We start from the raw sequence: 20,021 nt of genomic DNA on the forward strand, positions 1-20,021 counted from the left end.
ATGACAATTATCATATTATACCGAATACCATAATTGTTTCTTTGAAAAAACTTTGAATTATGAATGATCTGCACAAATTGCAATTGAAAAAGAATGAAATGAAGGAGTTTGGCTATCAAGTTATTGATACTATTGTAGAGCATTTTGATACTGAGAGTGAAAAAAAACCTGTTACCATTGCTTCTAGGGAAGAAATGGATCTAATTTTTAAAACCGAAGCGCCTGAAAATCCCACAGCATATAATGAAGTATTTGATTTTGTAGTTAAAAAAGTATTGCCTAATAGCAGTATTGTTTCACACCCAAAGTCATATTCTTTTGTTCCTGGGCCTAGCAATTATGTTAGTGTTATGGCTGATACATTAGCCACTGGTTTCAATGTATTTTCAGGTGGATGGGCTGCTTCTCCTGCGGCAGCAGAATTAGAGATTGTGACTATGAATTGGTTGCTAAAGCTATTCAAATTTCCAGCTGTAAAAGGTGGTGGCATTTTTACTAGTGGAGGCTCTATGGCTAATTTAACTGCATTAGTTACTGCTAGAAGACAAAAATGTAGTGATGATTTTTCTAAAGCTATAATTTACATGTCAGACCAAGCGCACTCATCAAATGTTAAGGCAATTAGAGTATTAGGGTTTAAGAAAGAACAGGTGAGAATTATCCCCACCGATATAGAATTTAAAATGGCTATTAATAAGCTAAAAAATACAATTGCCAAAGATAGATTAGAAGGTTTGCAACCATTTTGTATTATAGCTACAGCTGGCACAACAAATACTGGTAGTGTAGATCCGTTAAATGATATCGCTAAGATTTGTAAAGAAGAAGAATTATGGTTTCATATAGATGGTGCATATGGCGGGGCAGCTATATTATCTAAAAAAGGAAGTCAGTTATTAAAAGGTATTGAAAAAGCAGATTCTCTTACCATTGATCCACATAAATGGCTATATCAGCCCTATGAAATGGGTTGTTTAATGGTACGTAATCATAAATGGCTAAGCAAAACATTTAGTGAAAAACCAGAGTACTTAAGAGATATTGAAGGAAATACTTCAGAAATTAACTTCTATGATCACGGCATACAACTTACGAGGCGTTTTAGAGCTTTAAAGTTTTATATGTCATTAAAAATATTTGGATTAAAAGCATTTAAAAAAGCAGTAACATATAATATAGATCTAGCAGAAAAAGTTGAAACCGTGCTGCGAAAAAGCCCCAATTGGGAAGTAATTTCTCCAGCTACTTTAGCTGTTATAAATTTTAGGTATAACCCAATTAGATTTAATTACTCCGAAAATGAGCTAGACAACATAAATCAAAAAATATCTAAGCAGATAGTAGAATCTAGAGAAGCTTTATTAGTTACAACAATTTTACAAAATCAAGTAGTATTGCGCATGTGTTTAATAAACCCTAGAACAACTTTAAATGATGTAAAAGAGACCTTAAATCTATGTGGAAACTTTGCAGAAAAAATTATTAAGTAAGCTGATAAAAGTCATATTTATATCAGTAAAGCAACTATACTTTTGCTCAATAAAAGGTTAGAAAACCTTACCACCTATTTTTAATATTATATTATTATGAAATCAAATAGATTATTAGTTTTTATTTTTGTTTTAACTATAGCTTCAAGTTATGCTCAATTAAAAATTGACGCAGAAATAAGACCACGTTTTGAATATAGACATGGCTTTAAAACACTTTTTCCAGACAATGTTGATCCTGCAGCTTTTGTTTCTCAACGAACACGATTGAATGCTGGCTATAAAATGGAAAAACTAGATTTCTATTTAAGTATACAAGATGTTAGGGTTTGGGGTGATGTTCCACAATTAAATACTTCAGATAACAATGGTCTTGTAATTCAACAAGCATGGGCGCAATTATCTTTAAGCGATAACTTTGCTATCAAAGCTGGTCGTCAAGAAATAATTTATGATGACAGTCGATTTTTTGGTAACGTTGGGTGGGCGCAGCAAGCAAGAAGCCATGATGTAGCATTATTAAAATATACAAAAGATAATTTTAAAATGGATTTTGGTTTTGCCTTTAACCAAGACGGTGAGTCATTGGTAGGCACTACATTAACTACAAATACTTATAAAGCATTTCAATATGCTTGGCTTCACAAAAAGTGGGATAATTTTTTAGGCAGTTTCTTGTTTTTAAATAATGGTCTTCAGTATATTGACCAGCTTAATTCAAACAATAATGAAACTAGATATAGTCAAACTATTGGCACACATTTAAAATATGGTGAAGAAAAGTTTGCCTTAACTGGAAATCTATACTACCAATTCGGAAATGATAGAATGAATAATAATCTAAGTGCCTATTTGTTAGGTTTAGAAGCAGTATTTCAAGCATCAGATAATACAAAACTTGGCTTGGGGTTAGAATTACAAAGTGGTAATGATGATGGAGCTCCTACAAATGGAGACAACAATGCCTTTACACCATTTTATGGCACCAACCATAAATTTAATGGATTGATGGATTATTTCTATGTAGGTAATCACATAAACAATGTAGGCTTATTAGATATTCATGCTAATGCTAATTTTAAATTTAATAAAAAGTCAAACTTAAATATTGCGCTTCATAATTTTTCTGCGGCTGCAGATTTTAGTGAAAAGCAATTAGGTAATGAATTAGACTTAGTTTATTCATACAAAGTTCAAAAATTTGTTACAGTAAAAGTCGGATATTCGCACCTTTTTGCATCAGATGGCATGGAAATACTTAAAGGTAATACAGACGATAACACAAATAACTGGGGATGGGTAATGCTAATTATTAAGCCTACCCTTTTTCAGAGCAATAACAACTAGTTGATAATTAATTTGTTATAAAATTTAATTTAGTGAAATAATAGGTTTTATTTGTTAATGAGAAAATGGAGTATTCAAATTAATGAGTACTCCATTTTTTAGCAATATCTTCAAACAATTTATCTGAAAGAAGTACTTTTAAATACATTTTTAGTTGATGAATTTTTTAAAAAGACACAGCCTCATAGCGCTCTCCTATTTTCTTTTTATTGCTTTGTTAGGTGTACTATTACGTTTGTTTCAGTTAGTGGATATTCCTGCAAACTATAAATATTTAGTACATACACACTCACATATAGCATTGTTAGGATGGGCTTATACAGCGCTAACTACACTTATTTACAAATTATATTTACCCAAAAGTTCCATAGAGAAAAAATATCAAACATTATTTTGGGGCACTCAGTTAACCATAATAGGCATGTTAGTTACCTTTCCTTTTACGGGGTACGCTCTATTTTCAATCATTTTCTCTACACTCTTTCTATTTGCTTCTTACATATTTACTTGGCTATTTTTAAAGTATACTTTAAACGATGAAAAGAAGACAAACTCCTATAAATGTATTCGAATGGCGTTGTGGTATATGGTTCTTTCGAGCATTGGCCCGTGGGCATTAGGTTATATTATGAATACCGCAGGAAACGATTCTAACCTCTATAGAAATGCCATTTATTTTTATCTGCATTTTCAATATAATGGTTGGTTTATTATGGCTTTAATGGGGGTATTATTTTACATCTTAGAACAACAGCACATAATAATTTCCAAAAGAGTATTTAATTTGTTTTTTTGGCTTTTTAATGTTGGTGTTATAACAACTTTTGGTATTTCATTATTATGGATGAAACCACATGCTAGCATTTATGCAATTTCTTTTTTAGGTTCTATATTACAATTACTTGCGATTATCTTGCTATTAAAAAAACTTTATGGTTTTAAATTAGATCATACAGATAGAAATTCGAATTTATTTTTGTGGCTACTTAGAATAGTTACACTATTTTTTTTAATAAAATTATTTATCCAATTCTTAGGCTCAATACCATATTTTGCAATCACTACAGCAACAAATATCAATTTTGTAATTGGCTATATTCACTGGATATTTTTGGGTATTGTTAGTGTTGCCTTACTAGCTTTCTTTAACTATTTTAAATTAATAGTGTTGAATAAAAAAGTCACCTTTATTTACCTTGCTGGGTTTATTTTAACAGAAGTGCTTATTTTTTATAAAGGAATAGTAGTTTGGTTAAAATTAGATCTAATAGATAACTATTATATGTATTTAGTTATTGCAAGTTCTATTTTACTAATAGCTATATCTAGCATTCTTGGTTATCAATTAAAAGTAAATAAAAATTAGACTTTTACTGAGTCTTTTATCTCAGTAACTATTTCTAACAAATCATTAATAATAGAGATTCCTTTATCTTTATTGTACCAAACCTGAAGGTTCTTTTTAAACTCTGCATCGATACTGCCAAATTGTTTTTTATAGTCAACAACTAATTGTGTAGCAACTTTAGATCGTGCTCCCCAAGTATTTAATACATTATAATTTTGATCTAGAATAATAATTTTAGGAATAGCTTGTCCTCCATTGGTTAAAAAAGCATTCATCAGTTCTAGATTATTATCACGTAACACAATTTTTAAATCAATAGTAGAGGAAACGTCTGCTACTTTATTTAAAATTGGTAAAGTTTGAGCAGCATCACCACACCAAGCCTCAGTAATCACCAACCAATTTTGTTTAGTAGCATCTTTAAATACCTCTATTGCTTCATTAGATAACTTAATAGTTTTATTTAAGCGGCGCATTCTACTAGCATTAAGTTTGGTAAATTCAATACGTTCTTGTGTTTGCTCGCTACCAGTAGTTTTTTGGTTTTCAACACAACTATTTGTCAAATCAATATAAGCTTGATATGGCATACTAATATCTAAGCTAGATTTTAAAAGTTCCTTCATTTTATATTTCTTAATTGTCTTTTATGCAAAGTTAGTTTTGTAAGTTATTAGCAGGTATGATAAATATCATATATATTATATTAACAGAACAATATTTATCTTACAATAAGTATTAAAGTAATAATTATGACTAAATAGATTATAAGAAGACTTTTCCAAAAAGTATGTGCATTTTTAAGTTCCATAAATTGAAAGCTAACCCCGAAGAATTTTAGTGCTGCAAATAGTAGTATTATTAGCGCAATATATTTTCCTTGCATATTAGATACAATAGCAGAAACAACTGAAATTAAAAGTAATAAAATCCAGACTATAGTTGTTTTTTTATTCATTTTAAATGATCAAATAAATTACAGGAAAAAGTAATAACCATATAAGGTCACACATATGCCAAAAAGCTGCACTTGCTTCTACATCTAATATGTTAGCATCATTCTTTTTTCTTTTTATTCCAAAATAAACTGAAACTAAAATTATTAGACCTACAATAACATGAACTACATGAAATAAAGTAAGCATCCAATAAAAATTAAAAAAAGTATTATACCCCATTGTTAGTCCCGCTTCAATTTTATCAACGTATTCGACTGTTTTTAATATCAAAAAGAAAATACCAAAGAGTATCGTTAATAATAAATATCGTTTAGCTTTTTGATCATTTTTTACTTTCAATTCTTTTACACTTACCACCATAAAAAAGCCACTGGTTAAAAGAAATAATGTATTAAGCATGCCAAAAGTAGTATTTAAGAGCAACTTAGAAGAGTGAAAGCTTTCAGGTTCTTGCTTACTATAAAATGCCATAATCACTAATGCTATTCCAAAAGTTAACAATTCTAAATAAATGATAATCCATAATAAAATTCCTCCTGGTGGGTAGTAAATGTTTTTATGATTTATAATAATTTTATTCATTCTGAACTTTGACTAGTGTACTCCCTTTTATTTTATACTTATCTATTCTATTAATATTCCAAGACTTTTCTTGACTATTGTTTAATCCCTTGATATTATAATCGATAGAAAGGGTATCACTTTTTCTTGTTAAAATAAGCTTGTCAAAACTGTTTTGAATAGCAGAATTCGAAGCTATATTAGGGCATTTGTTTATCTTGTATACTGCTAACATATCGGTAGAAAACCATTGCAATAAAAAATTTAAATGTTCTTGATCACATTCATCCTCTATATTTAATTCTTCTAAAATCTGACATTTTGATTTTGATAAATCTTCACATGCATTGCCATAAGCATACAAGTACCAAAGTAATAATGCTTTTTCTGGTGTTTCTAAAGATTTAATTGTCTCAGAATTGATAATACCATTCTCTAAAATTACAGTTACTCTATTTTCATGTTTAGCACAAGAAGTCATTAGCAACAATATTAAAACAATCAGTTATTTCATGATTGATGCTTAATTCTTTCGTACAACTTCACCAGCGATTGTAATAACTCTACAGGTGTAGTTAAAATCTGATAGTGATTCTGACCAAACATTTGCGGTAAATAGTACTTAGCCTGTGCTTCTATAGCTAATGCATACGAGTTTATTTGGCGCTCATTCAATTCTCGCAAAGCTTGTTTAATATCGTTAATACCATAACGTCCTTCATACCGATCATAATCATTTGGCTTACCATCAGAAATAAGAATCACCCATTTGTTTTTGGTAGAACGTTTATCTAGTAAAGCACCGGCATGTCTTAGTGCTGGGCCTATACGTGTATATCCACTAGGCTCAATGGCACCTATCTTATACTTAGCTTTGCTCCAATCGTCATCAAAACCTTTCATAGTAATATAACTTGAATGATTCCTCGTCTTAGAATAAAAACAATCAATAGAAAAGTCGATATTGAATTCATTCAATATTTCACCAAATAAAATAGAGACTTGCTTTTCTACATCTATCACTCTGTTTCCTGCTGCATACCCATCACTAGACAGGCTGCTGTCTAATAATAATAGAATAGATAAATCTTTTTCCTTTTTACGTTTAGATAAATATATTTTCTCTGAAGGTGTATGTCTTGACTTTACATCAACAAATAAGTCAGTAATTGCATCTAAATCAAATTCTTCTCCTTGTGTTTGCCTCCGCAGTTGCTGGTACCTATTATTTACTGTTGTTAACATTTTTCGCAAGCCTAATAAAGTAGAACGATTCTCTGTAATGGCTCTTTTATAATAATCAACATCTGTTTTAAGAATGGTCTTCGGGTACACTTTACAAAAATCCTCTTTATAAGTACTCTTCGAATAATCCCATTCATCGTAGGCAATAAAATATCCTTTCTCGTCTCTATCTGAACTTTCTGCAATTGTGGTATTTTCAATAAAATCAGCTTGGTAAACAGAATGTGCAGTGTCATCTACTCTAACTGTATATTTCATACTTAGATCTTCCAAAGCATTAGCATGGTCTTCTAAATCATCATCACCATCCATGTTTCTAAAGTTACCACCAAATTCATCGGCCGTTTCTACTTTTTCAAACTGATGTTGCAGTACTGCATCTTCAACTTGTTTTTCATCAACTTGTACGCAAATAATTTCTTCAACAGCCTTAGCATTTAAAATTGTTTTTGGTTGCACCTGTTCTGCAGTTTTTACCTTCTCTGAGAAATTCTCAAGTATATCTTGTAAATCTTCTTCAACTGTGTTTAACATCCATTTTCCATATACAAATGAAAAATCTGGCATACTATTTTTCTTTGATGTCTTTGTATAATGTGAAATGAACTTTTGATAATAGTTTTCTGTTACAGGAAATTCTTTGAATAATTCATTCAAAACTTTAGTTGAAGTTTCATGAGATTTTTCTTGCGATTCTTTAAGTGTATATTCTTTATTTTCATTCCAATTTAAACCTAAATTCTTTTGGACTGCTAAATAGAGTATCCTAAACAAATAAAATGTAGTATTCTCCTCTATCGTTTCGAATTCAGCATATTTTGCTGGTAAAAAGAAGTTGTTATTTTTATACCCTCCTTCTCTTTCAGCATTAAAAATTTCAATCGGACTTCCAGTAATAGCTCTGGCAAAAATGGTTAATCTAGGCTTTATCTCACTTAAGTTAACTGCATAAGTTAAACTAGCCTCTTTACTCTTTTTTCTACGTTTAAAATAGTGAGCAAATTTGGTGAAGATATATTCATCTGGTTCGAATTCGAACATAACTTAAATCATTAAATCACATAGATCATTTAGAGCACTTATGACTTCAAGGTCATCTGTTAGGGGCTCAACAACAGCTACATGAACAGCTAATCTTTTTGATAAGCCTGAATGAATTAATTTAGCCGCATCAACCAATAATCGTGTTGAAACCGTCTCCGTTAAACCTAACTCTGTTAAGTTTCTAATCTTATTGGCAATGTTTACCAGTTTTTTTGCATCAGACTCAGAAATATTAGTCTCTTTTACTATAATATCAGCTTCAGCTTTAGCTTCAGGATAGCTAAATGAAACAGCCACAAAACGTTGTCTGGTTGAGGGTTTTAATTCCTTAAAACCACGTTGATACCCTGGATTAAAAGAGGCTACTAACATAAAATCTTTATGAGCTTTTATAGTATCACCTAATTTATCAATAAATAATTCGCGTCTGTGATCTGTAAGCGAATGTATAGCAACAATTACATCAGGTCTTGCCTCTGCTATCTCATCTAAATATAAAATGGCTCCTGTTTTTACTGCCATTGTTAAAGGGCCATCTAACCAAATAGTTTCTGCTCCTTTAATTATATAGCGCCCAATTAGATCTGTTGATGACGTTTCTTCATGACAGCTTACGGTAATTAAGGTCTTCTTTATATGATAAGCCATATACTCAATAAATCTAGATTTACCAGTACCTGTTGGGCCTTTTAATAAGAAAGGAATCTTACTATTAAAAGCATGTTCAAAAACATCTATTTCTCTTGCTATCGGTCTATAAAAAGGGATCACCGTAGCATTCTTAAGTTTGGCTGTATTTTCTTCTTCTATTTTATTAAGCATCATATTTTATTTAAGATCTAAAAAGCAATCACATAAAGTAATTTGAATTAACAGGTATGAGCAATATTGATACTTTATGAACCAGTAAAACTTACCAATTTTAGATTACTTTTTAGACCTATTATATTGATTTTATCTTTGTTAATTTGTTTTCATTTCTAAAGCCTCATCTGTTGGCTTTCCATGTTTAATAAAATCTATTATGTACAGAACAATACCCAGTGTAAGAATAGAAGCACATATTAAGAGTACTACGAAGTGAATACTAATTTCATTTTGTACTTGCATAAATTCCATCTTGTGTTTTCTTTCTAAATACACTTGTACTACACCAGCTACACCAAAAGCAACGGTCATACCTATCATTCCGATATTAGACAGCCAGAAAGCTGCTCTACCACGTGAACTTGTATATAATTTTCTGCCTGTCATATTTGGTAAGCTATAACTTATAATTGCAAGTACAATCATGGCATACGCTCCCCAAAATGCTAAGTGACCATGCATTGCAGTTACTAGTGTACCGTGCGTATATAAATTTGTTTGTGGTAATGTATGTGCAAAACCTAAAAGACCAGCTCCTAAAAAGGAAATAATAGCCGCACCTAAAGTCCAATACAATGCTAATTTATTTGGATGCCTTTTTTCCCCTTTACGATACATATTAATTGCAAATAATGCCATTGCCAAGAAAGCTAAAGGTTCTAAGGCAGAAAAAATACCACCAACGATTAACCAAATTTTATTTACACCTATATAATAGTAGTGGTGTCCAGTTCCTAAAACTCCTGATAAGAAAGTTAACCCTACAATTACATATAACCATTTTTCAATAACTTCTCTATCTACACCAGTCAACTTAATTAATAGGAATGATAGGATACCACCCATAATCAATTCCCAAACACCTTCAACCCATAAGTGAACTACCCACCAACGGAAAAATGAATCCATAACTTGACTATCAAATGGTAGCATACCAGGTATATACAATAATGCCGCAAATAATAATCCCATAGAGAGTACTAACGCAGTTGTTGTTCTACGTTTTCCTTTAAATAAGGTAATGAGTATTAATCCTAAAAATAAGAGTACATTCACAACCACCAAGTAATCTAATTGTCTGGGTATTTCTAAAAACTTACGTCCTTCCCACCAATTAAAGTGATACCCTATTATTGCAGCAACTCCAACTAATGCCAATGAAATTAATTGTACATAAGCCAACTTAACACTTACTAATTCTCTTTGTGCTTCTTCAGGTATAATATAATAGGCTGCACCCATAAAACCAGATAAAAGCCACACAACTAAAAGATTAGTATGTACTGCACGTGCAGTATTAAACGGTATAATATCGTGTAATCCATCTAGTCCAATACGTGCAAAACCCATTATAAAACCATAGACTAATTGTAAAACTAATAGTAGCATTGATAATGCAAAAAACCAATAAGCTACTTTTTGTGATTTATATTTCATGTTATTATTGTTTAGTTATTGATTTTATCTTTTGCTAATGGAGAAACAACCCTATCAAATCCGTTAAGATCTATATCATCAATCCAGTCAAAGAATGCAATAAGATCTTCGGCTTCCTGTTCAGAAAATCCATAGGCTACCATTTTTCTACCGTTAGGTTCCCAAGGTACCGGTGTCATTAAAACAGCTTTAATGTAACCCTTGCCCCTTCTATCAATCACCTTGGTTAATTCAGGTGCATAATAGGCTCCTTCACCCAATATTGTATGGCATCCCATACAATTATTAGCTTCCCATAACCCTTTACCTCGAACTACTTGTTCGGTAATTTCTCCATAATTTGATTGATCCTGTTCTTTACTAAAAGAATAAATGGTAAGCCCTATGAAAATAAGAAACGTTACCACTGTACCTCCAAGAAAGAAATTTCGTGCTTGTTTTTTTGATAACATAATTAAATTGGTTAAATTAAAAATAAAAAGACCTTTTTATCTTTTAAACAAAATAACTCTTTAATTATATTATAAAATATGACTTTTATCATATTTTAATTATCAGTTTTTTTACGTAATTTGTTTACGCAAAAAACTAACTAAACATGCTCATAAAAAGTTACTTAGCACATCCTTATGAAGGCAAAAAAGAGGAGCTAATTAAAGATATTTCTACCATAAAACAGTGCGAAGTTATTCCTGCAAAAAACAAAGACATTCTTATTGTTGTTACCGAAACCGAAAATAAGGAAGAAGAAAAGATAGTAAAAGAAAAATTAGAAACTATTACTAGTCTTAAGCTATTAGCAATGGTTTCAGGATTTAATACACCTCAAAAAAATTAATGTATGTATACTTCTATATCAAATAGACGAAGTTTTATAAAGAAAATGGCAATAATGTCTGCTATGACAGCGGCAGCGACCATGTTTCCCGGAATTCTGTTTGCTGATGAGCAAGAAAAAGGAATTTCGAATAGTGGAAATTTAGATTGGAAAAAAGCACCATGCCGCTTTTGTGGTGTAGGTTGTGGCGTATTGGTTGGTGTTGAAAATGGAAAAGCAGTGGCTGTAAAAGGAGACCCAAAATCTGCTGTAAATAAAGGTTTATGTTGTGTTAAAGGGTACCATTCTGTAATCGCTATGTATGGTCAAGATAGATTGACAAAACCTTTCGTTAAAAAGAATGGTAAATATGTAGAAACTTCGATGAAAGAAGCATTAGATTTAATAGCTTCTAAAATGAAAGAAACCATAAAAGATCATGGTAAAGATGCTGTTTCTATTTATGGATCTGGGCAATGGACTATACCAGATGGCTACGTGGCTTCTAAATTATTTAAAGGATGTATCGGTACTAACAATGTAGAGGCAAATGCTCGTTTGTGTATGGCTAGTGCGGTAACTGGTTTTTTAACCTCATTTGGAATGGATGAACCTATGGGGTGCTATGAAGATATAGACCATGCTGATGTATTTGTGCTTTGGGGAAATAATATGGCAGAAATGCATCCTGTCTTATTCTCACGATTGCTAGATCAACGTTTAAGAAGAGGTGTTAAAATTATAGATTTTGCCACGCGTACTACACGTACAAGTATGGCCGCCGATAAGTCCATCCTCTTTTTACCTCAGACTGATCTGGCTGTAGCTAATGCTATTTGTTATGAGATTATTAAAAATGGCTGGGTTAATAAATCCTTTGTAGAAAAGCACTGTAATTTCAGCAAAGGACTTACAAATATGGGGTACGGCTTAGAGGATAACTATAAGTTTACCGATAAACCTGAGAAAATAAGTTTTGAAGAATACAAAAAATTCTTAGAAGATTATACGCCAGAAAAAGTTGAAAAAATTTCGGGAGTATCAGCCAAGGATATTAAATACATGGCTGCTTATTATGGTGACCCGAATAAAAAAGTAATGTCACTTTGGTGTATGGGTATGAATCAACATACACGTGGTACATGGATCAATAACTTAGTGTACAATATTCATTTATTAACTGGTAAAATATCTACTCCTGGTAATAGTCCTTTTTCTTTAACAGGACAGCCATCTGCTTGTGGTACAGTAAGAGAAGTAGGTACACTAACTCATAAATTACCTAAAGGAGTAGTAATGAATCCAAAACATAGAGAATTTGCTGCTAAAATATGGGGTGTGCCCGTTGAAAATATAGATCCAAAGCCTACTTATCATACCGTAGAAATGTTTAGAGCTTTAGATAGAGGTGATATTCGTTTTATGTGGATACAGGTAACCAACCCAATGGTAACAATGCCAAAGTTAAAGCGCTATAGAGATGGTGCTAAAAAAGAAGGACGTTTTATTGTAGTTTCAGATATCTACCCTACTCCTACTACAGATATCGCAGATGTAATTTTGCCATCTGCTATGTGGGTTGAACGTGAAGGTATGTACGGTAATTCAGAGCGTAGAACACAGTATTTTGAGCAAATGGTAGAACCGCCTGGTGATGCTATGAGTGACACCTGGCAACTTGTAGAAGTAGCAAAAAGACTAGGATATGAAAAGCAATTTGGTTACAGTAAAGAAACTCATATAGAAGAAATTTATAACGAATACCGAAAATTTCATGAAGGAAAAAAGCATAACATGGCACCGCTAGCTGTTCTTAAAAAAGAATCTGGTGCTATTTGGCCCTATGTAAATGGTAAATCTACACAATGGCGATTTAATGCTAAATATGATCCTGCTTGTGATAACGGAGAAGAATTTCATTTTTATGGAAAACCTGATGGCAAAGCCATTATTTGGCAACGCCCGTATGAGCCTGCTGCAGAGGAACCAGATGCAGAGTATCCATATTGGTTAAATACTGGACGTGTAGTTGAGCATTGGCATACAGGCTCGATGACACGTAGAATTCCTGTATTACACAAAGCAATGCCGCAAGCTTATGTAGAATTGAATCCGGGTGACGCAAAACGTATGCAAATAAAAACAGGAGATCGTGTAAAGTTAACCACAAGACGTGGAAAAATTACCTTACCAGCTTCTGTAAATCAACGTGGAGTACCAGCACCAATGCAAGTGTTTGTTCCATTTTTTGATGAAAATATGCTCATTAATGATATTACATTAGATTCTTTCTGCCCAATCTCTAAGGAACCCGATTATAAAAAATGTGCTGTTAAAGTTGAAAAAGCATAGGCTATGAAAAAACGACTCGGTATCATATCACTATTTGTTTTGCTCTTTTTAGCCTTTATTATTGTTTGGAATTATAGTTATTATGAAGGCTTAGAGGAGGCTTATGTACCGATTACAAAAGATAAAGAATTGCCAATTATTCCTTCAGAAATAGGTGTTTTTCAGCGTTCTGAATATGCTTTAGATTATATGAACATGCCTGTTGATGAAAATCATCAACGTTCTATGGATACTTATTATAACAATAGAGCTTATCACGGTGCGCCGCCAAGTATCCCACATCCAATGTCAGATGAGCGAAGTATGGGAGGCAATAGTTGTTTGAAGTGCCATGAGAATGGTGGATTTGCTGAAAAATTTAATGCATATGCTCCTGTTACTCCCCATCCAGAAATGGTCAACTGTAAGCAATGTCATGTCCCTGAACAAACACAATCATTATTTAAAGGAACAAATTTCACAAAAGGAACTATCCCTTCAGTTGGAGTTAACAATGCATTAGCTGGTAGCCCTCCGGTAATACCTCATCAATTACAAATGCGAGAAAACTGTTTATCCTGTCATGCAGGCCCGAGTGCTCCAAAAGAAATTAGAGTAACACATCCTGAGCGTATTAATTGCCGCCAATGTCATGTGCTAAATACTAAAAAAGTAACAGATATAGGAATCTTTAAAAGAGCTACTACTAATGAATAACCTTTTTATTAAAATAATAGCTGTTTTTTGCTTAGTTGCATTGTTGACATCATGTAAACATCACGAAGAAGAATACCATAGTATCACAGATAAAATAGAAGCAGAAAGTAAAAATTATCATGGTACATCAATTTCTTCAGAGGAATTTATAGAAGGCATAAAAACCTTAGAAGTAACCGAAAACGGACAAACATTTCTAATACCAGATAGAAAAGGGCAATTAAAATCTTATGCATGTACCGAATGTCATACAAAGCCTTTAGCCAATATGCAAAGTAAAGACTTAAAAAAAGCGCATTGGAACATCAAGTTAGATCATGCAAATTTAAATACTATGAATTGTGTAACCTGTCATAATGGGAATGACATGGATCATCTTAAAAGTTTAACCGATGTTAAAATAGATTTTAATAAAAGTTATCAATTATGCAGCCAGTGTCATACAAAACAATTTAATGATTGGACAGGTGGAGCACATGGTAAACGTATAGGTGGTTGGGCGCCGCCGCGAGCTTCTATGACTTGTGTAAACTGTCATGATCCACACAAACCACACTTTGAATCGAAATGGCCAGAACGATATAACACTCAAAAAGTTGAAGAACGTAAATAATCAGGTATGAGCAGTCAAGAAAAAAAATGGTTTTCTTTAAACTTAAATAGTAAACGTAAGCAAAATCAAAGTTCAGGTTCTTGTGGTTGTGGAAATCCTTCAGGTGGATGCAATTCAGATAAAAATTTGAGCGATCAAGAGTTTTTTGATGCTGCTGTAGATGCCTCTATCGGTGAAGAACGACAAAAGGATGGCTTTGAACAGGTTTTTGATGTAAAAATGAGTAGGCGTTCAGCTTTTAAAAAGCTAACTGCTAGTTTATTGATTGGTGCTGGAGCTGTAAGTACTTCATGCAGTGTTGTAGCGGGAGAAGAGTCTAAAGAAAAAGCACAAATAGATTGGGAGGAACAATTTAAGGGCAATTATAAATTGATGGAAGATGAAGAAAAAGAAGCCACTGTAGATCGTTTAGTTCGTTCTTATCAATTACGTACAGGAAAAACAATTAGTATGTCTTCTAAAAATGCTGAGGAAGATGTATTATTTGGGTATGCATTCAATATTTCAAAATGTCAAGGATATATGGATTGTGTGAATGCCTGTGTGGAGGAAAACAATCAAGATCGAAAATCTGAAATGCAGTACATCCGTATTCATGAGATGAAAGATGGTAAAGGCTTTAATTTTAATGAGGCTGATGATAATTATTACCACGAGGTTCCTGCAGAAGGTCATTTTTATATGGGTACACAATGTTTTCATTGTGATAATCCACCATGCATTGAAGTATGCCCTGTGCAAGCTACATGGCGTGAGGAAGACGGATTGGTAGTAGTAGATTATGATTGGTGCGTTGGTTGTAGATATTGTATGGCCGCTTGTCCTTACGATGGTCGCCGATTTAATTGGAGTAAACCTGAAGTTCCAGAAAACGAAGTAAACAAGAATCAGCACTATCTAGGAAATCGACTACGCAAAAAAGGTGTGGTAGAAAAATGCACATTTTGTGTACAACGTTCAAGAGCAGGTCAAAATCCTGCTTGTGTTGAAGCTTGCCCAACCGGAGCACGAATTTTTGGTAATTTATTAGATCCAGATAGCACTATTCGCTGGGTATTAGCAAATAAAAAAGTGTTTAGATTAAAAGAAGACCTAGGTACCGAACCTAAGTTCTGGTATTTTATGGATTAAAATGCATATAATGAGAAGACTTAAAGTTTTTTGGAGTTTAATTAAAGATAGCTTAGACATTATTACTCATGGCTCTAAAAAATACCATATCTGGATGGCTTTTTTAACCTTTGTTATGCTTGTTGGCATGTACTGTTATTCCATTCAGCTAGATCAAGGATTAAGTGTTACAGGTATGACAGATCGTGTAAGTTGGGGATTGTATATTTCTAATTTTACCTTTTTGGTTGGTGTTGCCGCTGCCGCGGTGATGCTCGTAATGCCTACCTATGTACTGAAAGACATTGATTTTAAACAAGCTGTTTTAATAGGTGAAGGAGTTGCTGTAGCCGCTTTAATTATGTGTTTGGCATTTGTAATAGCAGATATGGGTGGTCCTTCTGTTTTATGGCATATGATACCAGGTATTGGTGTCTTTAACTTCCCTAATTCTATGCTTACCTGGGATGTTATTGTATTGAATGGCTATCTATTCTTAAACATTACCATTCCGTTTTATATATTATTTAGACATTATCAAGGAAAAAAATCGAAGCAAAGTGTCTATGTACCCGGAGCGCTTATTTCGGTATTTTGGGCTGTAGCCATTCACTTGGTTACCGCATTTTTATATCAAGGCCTACAATCACGTCCGTTTTGGAATAATGCCTTACTAGGTCCTCGATTTTTAGCTTCTGCTTTTGCTGCCGGGCCTGCATTGATCATTCTAGTTTTGGCTATTATTAGAACCTACACAAAGTTTAAAATTGAAGATAAGACTTTAAAGAAATTGGCTATGGTAGTTACTGTGGCTGCACAGATTAATTTAATTATGTTGATCTCAGAATTATTTAAAGAATTCTATGCGCCAACTCATCATAGTGAGAGTGCCTACTACCTTTTCTTTGGTTTAGATGGTAAAACTGCGCTTCTACCTTGGATATGGACTTCCATTTCTTTAAATGTGCTAGCTACCATTATACTTACTTTTCATAAACTACGTAATAATTTTAAGGTATTATTCTTTGCATGCTTTATTCTATTTGTAGCGATATGGATAGAAAAAGGTTTTGGCCTAATAGTACCAGGGTTTATACCAGGACCTTATGGTAAAATAGCCGAATACACACCAACAGGTATAGAAATTGGCGTCACCTTAGGCATTTGGGCGTTAGGTGCTTTTGTGTTTACTATTTTAGCACGAACAGCTATTAAGATTGAAACTGGGGAATTGAGGTATAAAGAAAAATGATTTATTTAATTGCCCTCCCTCTTATTTGAGGAATTATAGGAATAAATGGAGAGTATGAATTATATGTTTCTAATTCTAAACTGCTAAAACCGCTAGTCTCTAATAATTCTTTTGTTCCTCGATCAGTATGACAACCTTCGAAAAACCAATGCCATGGTTTATGCGCTAATTTTTGAATAAAGGCCAATATAGTATTCTCTTTTGCCTTTACGTGCTCAATAAAAACAAAAACTCCTGAAGGCTTTAATATTCGTTTGATTTGATTTATACATTTTATTGGATCATCTACCGTACATAATACTAACGTGCATAATACAAAATCACAATAATTATCTGGCAAATCTATACTTTCGCCTGTAAGCTCTTTTATTTCTAAATTTATTCCAAACTTATCAGCACTCCTTTGAAGGTTCTTATGCATATAAATATTAGGTTCTATAGCTACTAGTTTAGTTCCTTTTTTTAAATATCGCATATTTGCACCAGATCCAGAGCCAATTTCTACTACCACATCTGGATGGTCTTTAAGTAACTTTCTCTTTGAATTTCCGAAAAGCCAATTCATATAACCTGAAAGTACTTTGAACATCCATGAATTAATTGGTCCTAAAACTGGGTTATTTTTAAATTGTTTACTTGCTTTTAAATTTAAATTATCCATTATTTATCCTTTTTTAAAGACACATCTTTAAACAAAAGCATTTCTAATAATCTATTAGAACTACCGTCATAAAAACCAGTAGCACTATGATATGTCTTAGGGTTTTGAAACGTTCCAAAAATCATATCTACTAGTGGTATATCTGTATAATTATTCTTATGTATTTCTCTACCATGATGAATAGAATGACTTTCTGGGCGTTGAATAATATATCCTATCCAATGTGGTGTATTTATATTAGCATGTTGAAAGAAAGCTAAAAAGTTGATTATAAATAAAACTACTGTGATAGCTTGAGGCGATAAACCAATAGTAAGTGCAAATATTATACTACCAAGTAATGTAAACCCTATCATATCTAAAGGGCTATGAAATAGCGCACCATAAGTATCAAGTCTTTCTGCACTATGATGTATCTGATGAAATGTTCTCCATAAAAAATCAAATCTGTGCATGGAATAATGATAAGCAAATATTCCAAATTCATATACAATTAGCCCTATTAATGAAGAGGCAACAATTCCTAATTGACTTAAGTCTATCAATTGATACTGAGAAAGAAAAGGATCAGTTAACATTGGTAAATAAGAAGCAACAAAAAAGAAACTGAAGAATGAAATCAATCCTTTTAGCTTCCAATATTTAACTTTTGGGAGTTTTCTAGCCGGAAATATAGCTTCCCAAATTATTAATGAAGCATAAGTTGCTAACACGGCTAGTGATAAAGGGTCTAGTAGAATCTCTATCGGATTCGGTAATTGTGAAAATAAATTTTCCATAAATCTTAGTTTTTAATTAGATCGCAAAAGTAATTGTGTCTGAAATTTTAAACTAAAAAATGGACTTGACCTATGTTAGGAATTTAGCTTTTTTCTAATTCTGCTAAGGCTTTCTGGGTGTATTCCTAAATATTTTGCAATTTTATTTACTGGTATATAGGAGATGTATTGTGAATGTGTTTTAAACATTTCGGCATATCTTTCTTCTGCCGTTTTAGTTAAAAGGTTTTTCTCTCTATTAGATTTTCTTATATATCCTTGTTCTGTTAAAATTCTTCCAAACTTATTTGCATCAAGTGACGTGTTATATGCTTTCATTAAGTCTTCTCTAGTTATCATTTCTATTTCACAATCAATCAATGCTGTAATTTGTATATCTGTAGGTAGTTGAGTTAAAAAGGATGTAAAACCACAAACCAATTCGCTTTCAAAAAAGAAGTCGATAACTTTTTCAGTCATATAACTCCTAATCGTCATTTCAACGATACCATTGTTTATAAAATAAATGGCATCCTCAACTTCACCATACTCAGTTATAATGTCTCCTTTTTGAAATTGAATTTTTCTTACCGGATATGGCAAGTCATTATTAGAGGTAATAGATGTATTTAAAACTGAGTTGTAAAAGTCTAAGAATAGCATCATATACAAGTTTTAGGCTATATGCTTGTAATAAACTAACAAATCTAAACTAAATTTAATGCAATAAAAACCGTTTGAACTCACATCAAACGGCTTTTATAAATTTATAAGTTATTAAATTATAGTTTTAGGCCAAAACCAAAACCAAATATCCATGGGTTGATATCTACATCAGCACCAACAGTTGCTCCTAAAGCCGTTGTAGCATTAACAGTAACGTCAGTATTTAAGAATACTTTTTTTACGTCTACATTTAGAAACCACTTATCATTCAACATATAATCAAAACCTCCCTGAAACGCGAAACCAACAGCAGTATCATAATCTACATCATCTGCTACTGGGCCTTCATCTACCCCATAGAACAATGTTAAGTTTAAACCAGCGCCTAAATATGGTATAAAATCGTTACCCGTAAAATGATATTGACCTAATAAGGTTGGTGGTAATAACCAAACATCGCCTAAATCTATATCGCCAACTGCAGTTCCAACTGCTTTTACGTCATGATTTGTTGTTGCTAAAATTAATTCTGCTGACCAATTTTCATCAAAAAAGTAAGTAATGTCTAATTCTGGTACTACAGCAGTAGAAATATCTGCATTACCACCAATGCCTTGTATTGTAGCGCTTTCATCTGGAGTAACAACTATACCTCGTAACCTAAATTGCCAATTACTAAATCCTTTATCCTCTTCTAGTTTTTCTTGCGCATAAGTAAAACTAATAGCGCTTATAGTCAAAACTAATATTGAAATTATAGTTTTTTTCATTTGATATGATTTTTAAATTATATCATAA

At 32.4% G+C, this 20,021-nt stretch carries 21 protein-coding genes; 9 read left to right on the forward strand and 12 right to left on the reverse strand.

What is annotated here, in order from left to right:
* Positions 1 to 59 precede the first annotated feature (59 nt).
* From AC3IF2_RS09480 to AC3IF2_RS09490, 3 genes are all read left to right on the forward strand, one after another.
* Positions 60 to 1,490 (forward strand): pyridoxal phosphate-dependent decarboxylase family protein, encoded by a 1,431-nt coding sequence (locus AC3IF2_RS09480; protein ID WP_489166798.1) that lies wholly within the window; start codon positions 60 to 62, stop codon positions 1,488 to 1,490.
* 96 nt (positions 1,491 to 1,586) lie between these two features.
* On the forward strand, positions 1,587 to 2,837 hold the full coding sequence (locus tag AC3IF2_RS09485) for an alginate export family protein (protein ID WP_489166799.1): 1,251 nt from the start codon (positions 1,587 to 1,589) through the stop codon (positions 2,835 to 2,837).
* A gap of 157 nt (positions 2,838 to 2,994) precedes the next feature.
* Positions 2,995 to 4,203 (forward strand): hypothetical protein, encoded by a 1,209-nt coding sequence (locus AC3IF2_RS09490; protein WP_489166800.1) that lies wholly within the window; start codon positions 2,995 to 2,997, stop codon positions 4,201 to 4,203.
* On the opposite strand, the gene AC3IF2_RS09495 is transcribed toward AC3IF2_RS09490, so the two are convergent.
* From AC3IF2_RS09495 to AC3IF2_RS09530, 8 genes are all read right to left on the reverse strand, one after another.
* Positions 4,200 to 4,811 carry a thioredoxin family protein gene (locus tag AC3IF2_RS09495; RefSeq protein ID WP_489166801.1) on the reverse strand — a complete coding sequence of 204 codons (612 nt, stop codon included), beginning with the start codon at positions 4,809 to 4,811 and terminating at the stop codon, positions 4,200 to 4,202. The two genes, AC3IF2_RS09490 and AC3IF2_RS09495, sit on opposite strands and share 4 nt — an antisense overlap.
* 95 nt (positions 4,812 to 4,906) lie before the next feature.
* Positions 4,907 to 5,143, reverse strand: a complete 237-nt coding sequence (locus AC3IF2_RS09500) for a cytochrome C oxidase subunit IV family protein (protein ID WP_489166802.1) — start codon at positions 5,141 to 5,143, stop codon at positions 4,907 to 4,909.
* Position 5,144: 1 nt separating this feature from the next.
* Positions 5,145 to 5,726 carry a cytochrome c oxidase subunit 3 gene (locus AC3IF2_RS09505; RefSeq protein ID WP_489166803.1) on the reverse strand — a complete coding sequence of 194 codons (582 nt, stop codon included), beginning with the start codon at positions 5,724 to 5,726 and terminating at the stop codon, positions 5,145 to 5,147.
* Entirely contained in the window at positions 5,719 to 6,186 is a 468-nt protein-coding gene (locus AC3IF2_RS09510; protein WP_489166804.1) for a hypothetical protein, read from the reverse strand. The genes AC3IF2_RS09505 and AC3IF2_RS09510 overlap by 8 nt, the downstream gene beginning before the upstream one ends.
* Positions 6,187 to 6,215: 29 nt before the next feature.
* Positions 6,216 to 7,991 carry a nitric oxide reductase activation protein NorD gene (locus tag AC3IF2_RS09515; RefSeq protein ID WP_489166805.1) on the reverse strand — a complete coding sequence of 592 codons (1,776 nt, stop codon included), beginning with the start codon at positions 7,989 to 7,991 and terminating at the stop codon, positions 6,216 to 6,218.
* Positions 7,992 to 7,994: 3 nt separating this feature from the next.
* A complete protein-coding gene (locus AC3IF2_RS09520) occupies positions 7,995 to 8,819 on the reverse strand; it encodes a CbbQ/NirQ/NorQ/GpvN family protein (RefSeq protein WP_489166806.1) in 825 nt (274 codons plus the stop codon).
* Between the two features lie 138 nt (positions 8,820 to 8,957).
* Positions 8,958 to 10,298, reverse strand: a complete 1,341-nt coding sequence (locus AC3IF2_RS09525; RefSeq protein WP_489166807.1) for a cbb3-type cytochrome c oxidase subunit I — start codon at positions 10,296 to 10,298, stop codon at positions 8,958 to 8,960.
* 11 nt (positions 10,299 to 10,309) lie between these two features.
* Positions 10,310 to 10,750, reverse strand: a complete 441-nt coding sequence (locus AC3IF2_RS09530) for a c-type cytochrome (RefSeq protein ID WP_489166808.1) — start codon at positions 10,748 to 10,750, stop codon at positions 10,310 to 10,312.
* A gap of 146 nt (positions 10,751 to 10,896) precedes the next feature.
* On the opposite strand from AC3IF2_RS09530, the gene AC3IF2_RS09535 reads away from it, so the two are divergent.
* The 6 genes from AC3IF2_RS09535 to dsrP are packed head-to-tail and all read left to right on the forward strand — an operon-like array spanning position 10,897 to position 17,138.
* Complete coding sequence (locus AC3IF2_RS09535; protein WP_489166809.1) at positions 10,897 to 11,136, forward strand: hypothetical protein; 240 nt, start codon at positions 10,897 to 10,899, stop codon at positions 11,134 to 11,136.
* A gap of 3 nt (positions 11,137 to 11,139) precedes the next feature.
* Positions 11,140 to 13,467, forward strand: coding sequence for a molybdopterin-dependent oxidoreductase (locus AC3IF2_RS09540; RefSeq protein ID WP_489166810.1), 2,328 nt, complete (start codon positions 11,140 to 11,142; stop codon positions 13,465 to 13,467).
* 3 nt (positions 13,468 to 13,470) lie between these two features.
* The gene (locus AC3IF2_RS09545; RefSeq protein WP_489166811.1) at positions 13,471 to 14,163 is read left to right on the forward strand and encodes a multiheme c-type cytochrome; all 693 of its coding nucleotides are present in this window, start codon (positions 13,471 to 13,473) and stop codon (positions 14,161 to 14,163) included.
* Entirely contained in the window at positions 14,156 to 14,776 is a 621-nt protein-coding gene (locus AC3IF2_RS09550; RefSeq protein WP_489166812.1) for a cytochrome c3 family protein, read from the forward strand. The genes AC3IF2_RS09545 and AC3IF2_RS09550 overlap by 8 nt, the downstream gene beginning before the upstream one ends.
* A 6-nt stretch (positions 14,777 to 14,782) precedes the next feature.
* On the forward strand, positions 14,783 to 15,907 hold the full coding sequence (locus tag AC3IF2_RS09555) for a 4Fe-4S dicluster domain-containing protein (protein ID WP_489166813.1): 1,125 nt from the start codon (positions 14,783 to 14,785) through the stop codon (positions 15,905 to 15,907).
* Positions 15,908 to 15,917: 10 nt separating this feature from the next.
* A complete protein-coding gene (gene dsrP, locus AC3IF2_RS09560) occupies positions 15,918 to 17,138 on the forward strand; it encodes a sulfate reduction electron transfer complex DsrMKJOP subunit DsrP (RefSeq protein ID WP_489166814.1) in 1,221 nt (406 codons plus the stop codon).
* Position 17,139: 1 nt separating this feature from the next.
* On the opposite strand, the gene AC3IF2_RS09565 is transcribed toward dsrP, so the two are convergent.
* The 4 genes from AC3IF2_RS09565 to AC3IF2_RS09580 all read right to left on the reverse strand — a co-directional run bounded on the left by AC3IF2_RS09565 (position 17,140) and on the right by AC3IF2_RS09580 (position 19,993).
* Positions 17,140 to 17,799 (reverse strand): class I SAM-dependent methyltransferase, encoded by a 660-nt coding sequence (locus AC3IF2_RS09565; protein WP_489166815.1) that lies wholly within the window; start codon positions 17,797 to 17,799, stop codon positions 17,140 to 17,142.
* Complete coding sequence (locus AC3IF2_RS09570; protein WP_489166816.1) at positions 17,799 to 18,578, reverse strand: sterol desaturase family protein; 780 nt, start codon at positions 18,576 to 18,578, stop codon at positions 17,799 to 17,801. The genes AC3IF2_RS09565 and AC3IF2_RS09570 overlap by 1 nt, the downstream gene beginning before the upstream one ends.
* Before the next feature lie 75 nt (positions 18,579 to 18,653).
* Entirely contained in the window at positions 18,654 to 19,223 is a 570-nt protein-coding gene (locus AC3IF2_RS09575) for a Crp/Fnr family transcriptional regulator (RefSeq protein ID WP_489166817.1), read from the reverse strand.
* A gap of 116 nt (positions 19,224 to 19,339) precedes the next feature.
* Positions 19,340 to 19,993 carry an OmpW/AlkL family protein gene (locus AC3IF2_RS09580; RefSeq protein ID WP_489166818.1) on the reverse strand — a complete coding sequence of 218 codons (654 nt, stop codon included), beginning with the start codon at positions 19,991 to 19,993 and terminating at the stop codon, positions 19,340 to 19,342.
* Between the last annotated feature and the right edge of the window lie 28 nt (positions 19,994 to 20,021).

The organism is Maritimimonas rapanae (assembly GCF_057837205.1).

Coding starts and splice junctions, on each gene's coding strand:
- AC3IF2_RS09480 (WP_489166798.1), top strand. CDS start 60: ATGAATGATCTGCACAAATTGCAATTGAAAAAGAATGAAATGAAGGAG.
- AC3IF2_RS09485 (WP_489166799.1), top strand. CDS start 1,587: ATGAAATCAAATAGATTATTAGTTTTTATTTTTGTTTTAACTATAGCT.
- AC3IF2_RS09490 (WP_489166800.1), top strand. CDS start 2,995: ATGAATTTTTTAAAAAGACACAGCCTCATAGCGCTCTCCTATTTTCTT.
- AC3IF2_RS09495 (WP_489166801.1), bottom strand. CDS start 4,811: ATGAAGGAACTTTTAAAATCTAGCTTAGATATTAGTATGCCATATCAA.
- AC3IF2_RS09500 (WP_489166802.1), bottom strand. CDS start 5,143: ATGAATAAAAAAACAACTATAGTCTGGATTTTATTACTTTTAATTTCA.
- AC3IF2_RS09505 (WP_489166803.1), bottom strand. CDS start 5,726: ATGAATAAAATTATTATAAATCATAAAAACATTTACTACCCACCAGGA.
- AC3IF2_RS09510 (WP_489166804.1), bottom strand. CDS start 6,186: ATGACTTCTTGTGCTAAACATGAAAATAGAGTAACTGTAATTTTAGAG.
- AC3IF2_RS09515 (WP_489166805.1), bottom strand. CDS start 7,991: ATGTTCGAATTCGAACCAGATGAATATATCTTCACCAAATTTGCTCAC.
- AC3IF2_RS09520 (WP_489166806.1), bottom strand. CDS start 8,819: ATGATGCTTAATAAAATAGAAGAAGAAAATACAGCCAAACTTAAGAAT.
- AC3IF2_RS09525 (WP_489166807.1), bottom strand. CDS start 10,298: ATGAAATATAAATCACAAAAAGTAGCTTATTGGTTTTTTGCATTATCA.
- AC3IF2_RS09530 (WP_489166808.1), bottom strand. CDS start 10,750: ATGTTATCAAAAAAACAAGCACGAAATTTCTTTCTTGGAGGTACAGTG.
- AC3IF2_RS09535 (WP_489166809.1), top strand. CDS start 10,897: ATGCTCATAAAAAGTTACTTAGCACATCCTTATGAAGGCAAAAAAGAG.
- AC3IF2_RS09540 (WP_489166810.1), top strand. CDS start 11,140: ATGTATACTTCTATATCAAATAGACGAAGTTTTATAAAGAAAATGGCA.
- AC3IF2_RS09545 (WP_489166811.1), top strand. CDS start 13,471: ATGAAAAAACGACTCGGTATCATATCACTATTTGTTTTGCTCTTTTTA.
- AC3IF2_RS09550 (WP_489166812.1), top strand. CDS start 14,156: ATGAATAACCTTTTTATTAAAATAATAGCTGTTTTTTGCTTAGTTGCA.
- AC3IF2_RS09555 (WP_489166813.1), top strand. CDS start 14,783: ATGAGCAGTCAAGAAAAAAAATGGTTTTCTTTAAACTTAAATAGTAAA.
- dsrP (WP_489166814.1), top strand. CDS start 15,918: ATGAGAAGACTTAAAGTTTTTTGGAGTTTAATTAAAGATAGCTTAGAC.
- AC3IF2_RS09565 (WP_489166815.1), bottom strand. CDS start 17,799: ATGGATAATTTAAATTTAAAAGCAAGTAAACAATTTAAAAATAACCCA.
- AC3IF2_RS09570 (WP_489166816.1), bottom strand. CDS start 18,578: ATGGAAAATTTATTTTCACAATTACCGAATCCGATAGAGATTCTACTA.
- AC3IF2_RS09575 (WP_489166817.1), bottom strand. CDS start 19,223: ATGATGCTATTCTTAGACTTTTACAACTCAGTTTTAAATACATCTATT.
- AC3IF2_RS09580 (WP_489166818.1), bottom strand. CDS start 19,993: ATGAAAAAAACTATAATTTCAATATTAGTTTTGACTATAAGCGCTATT.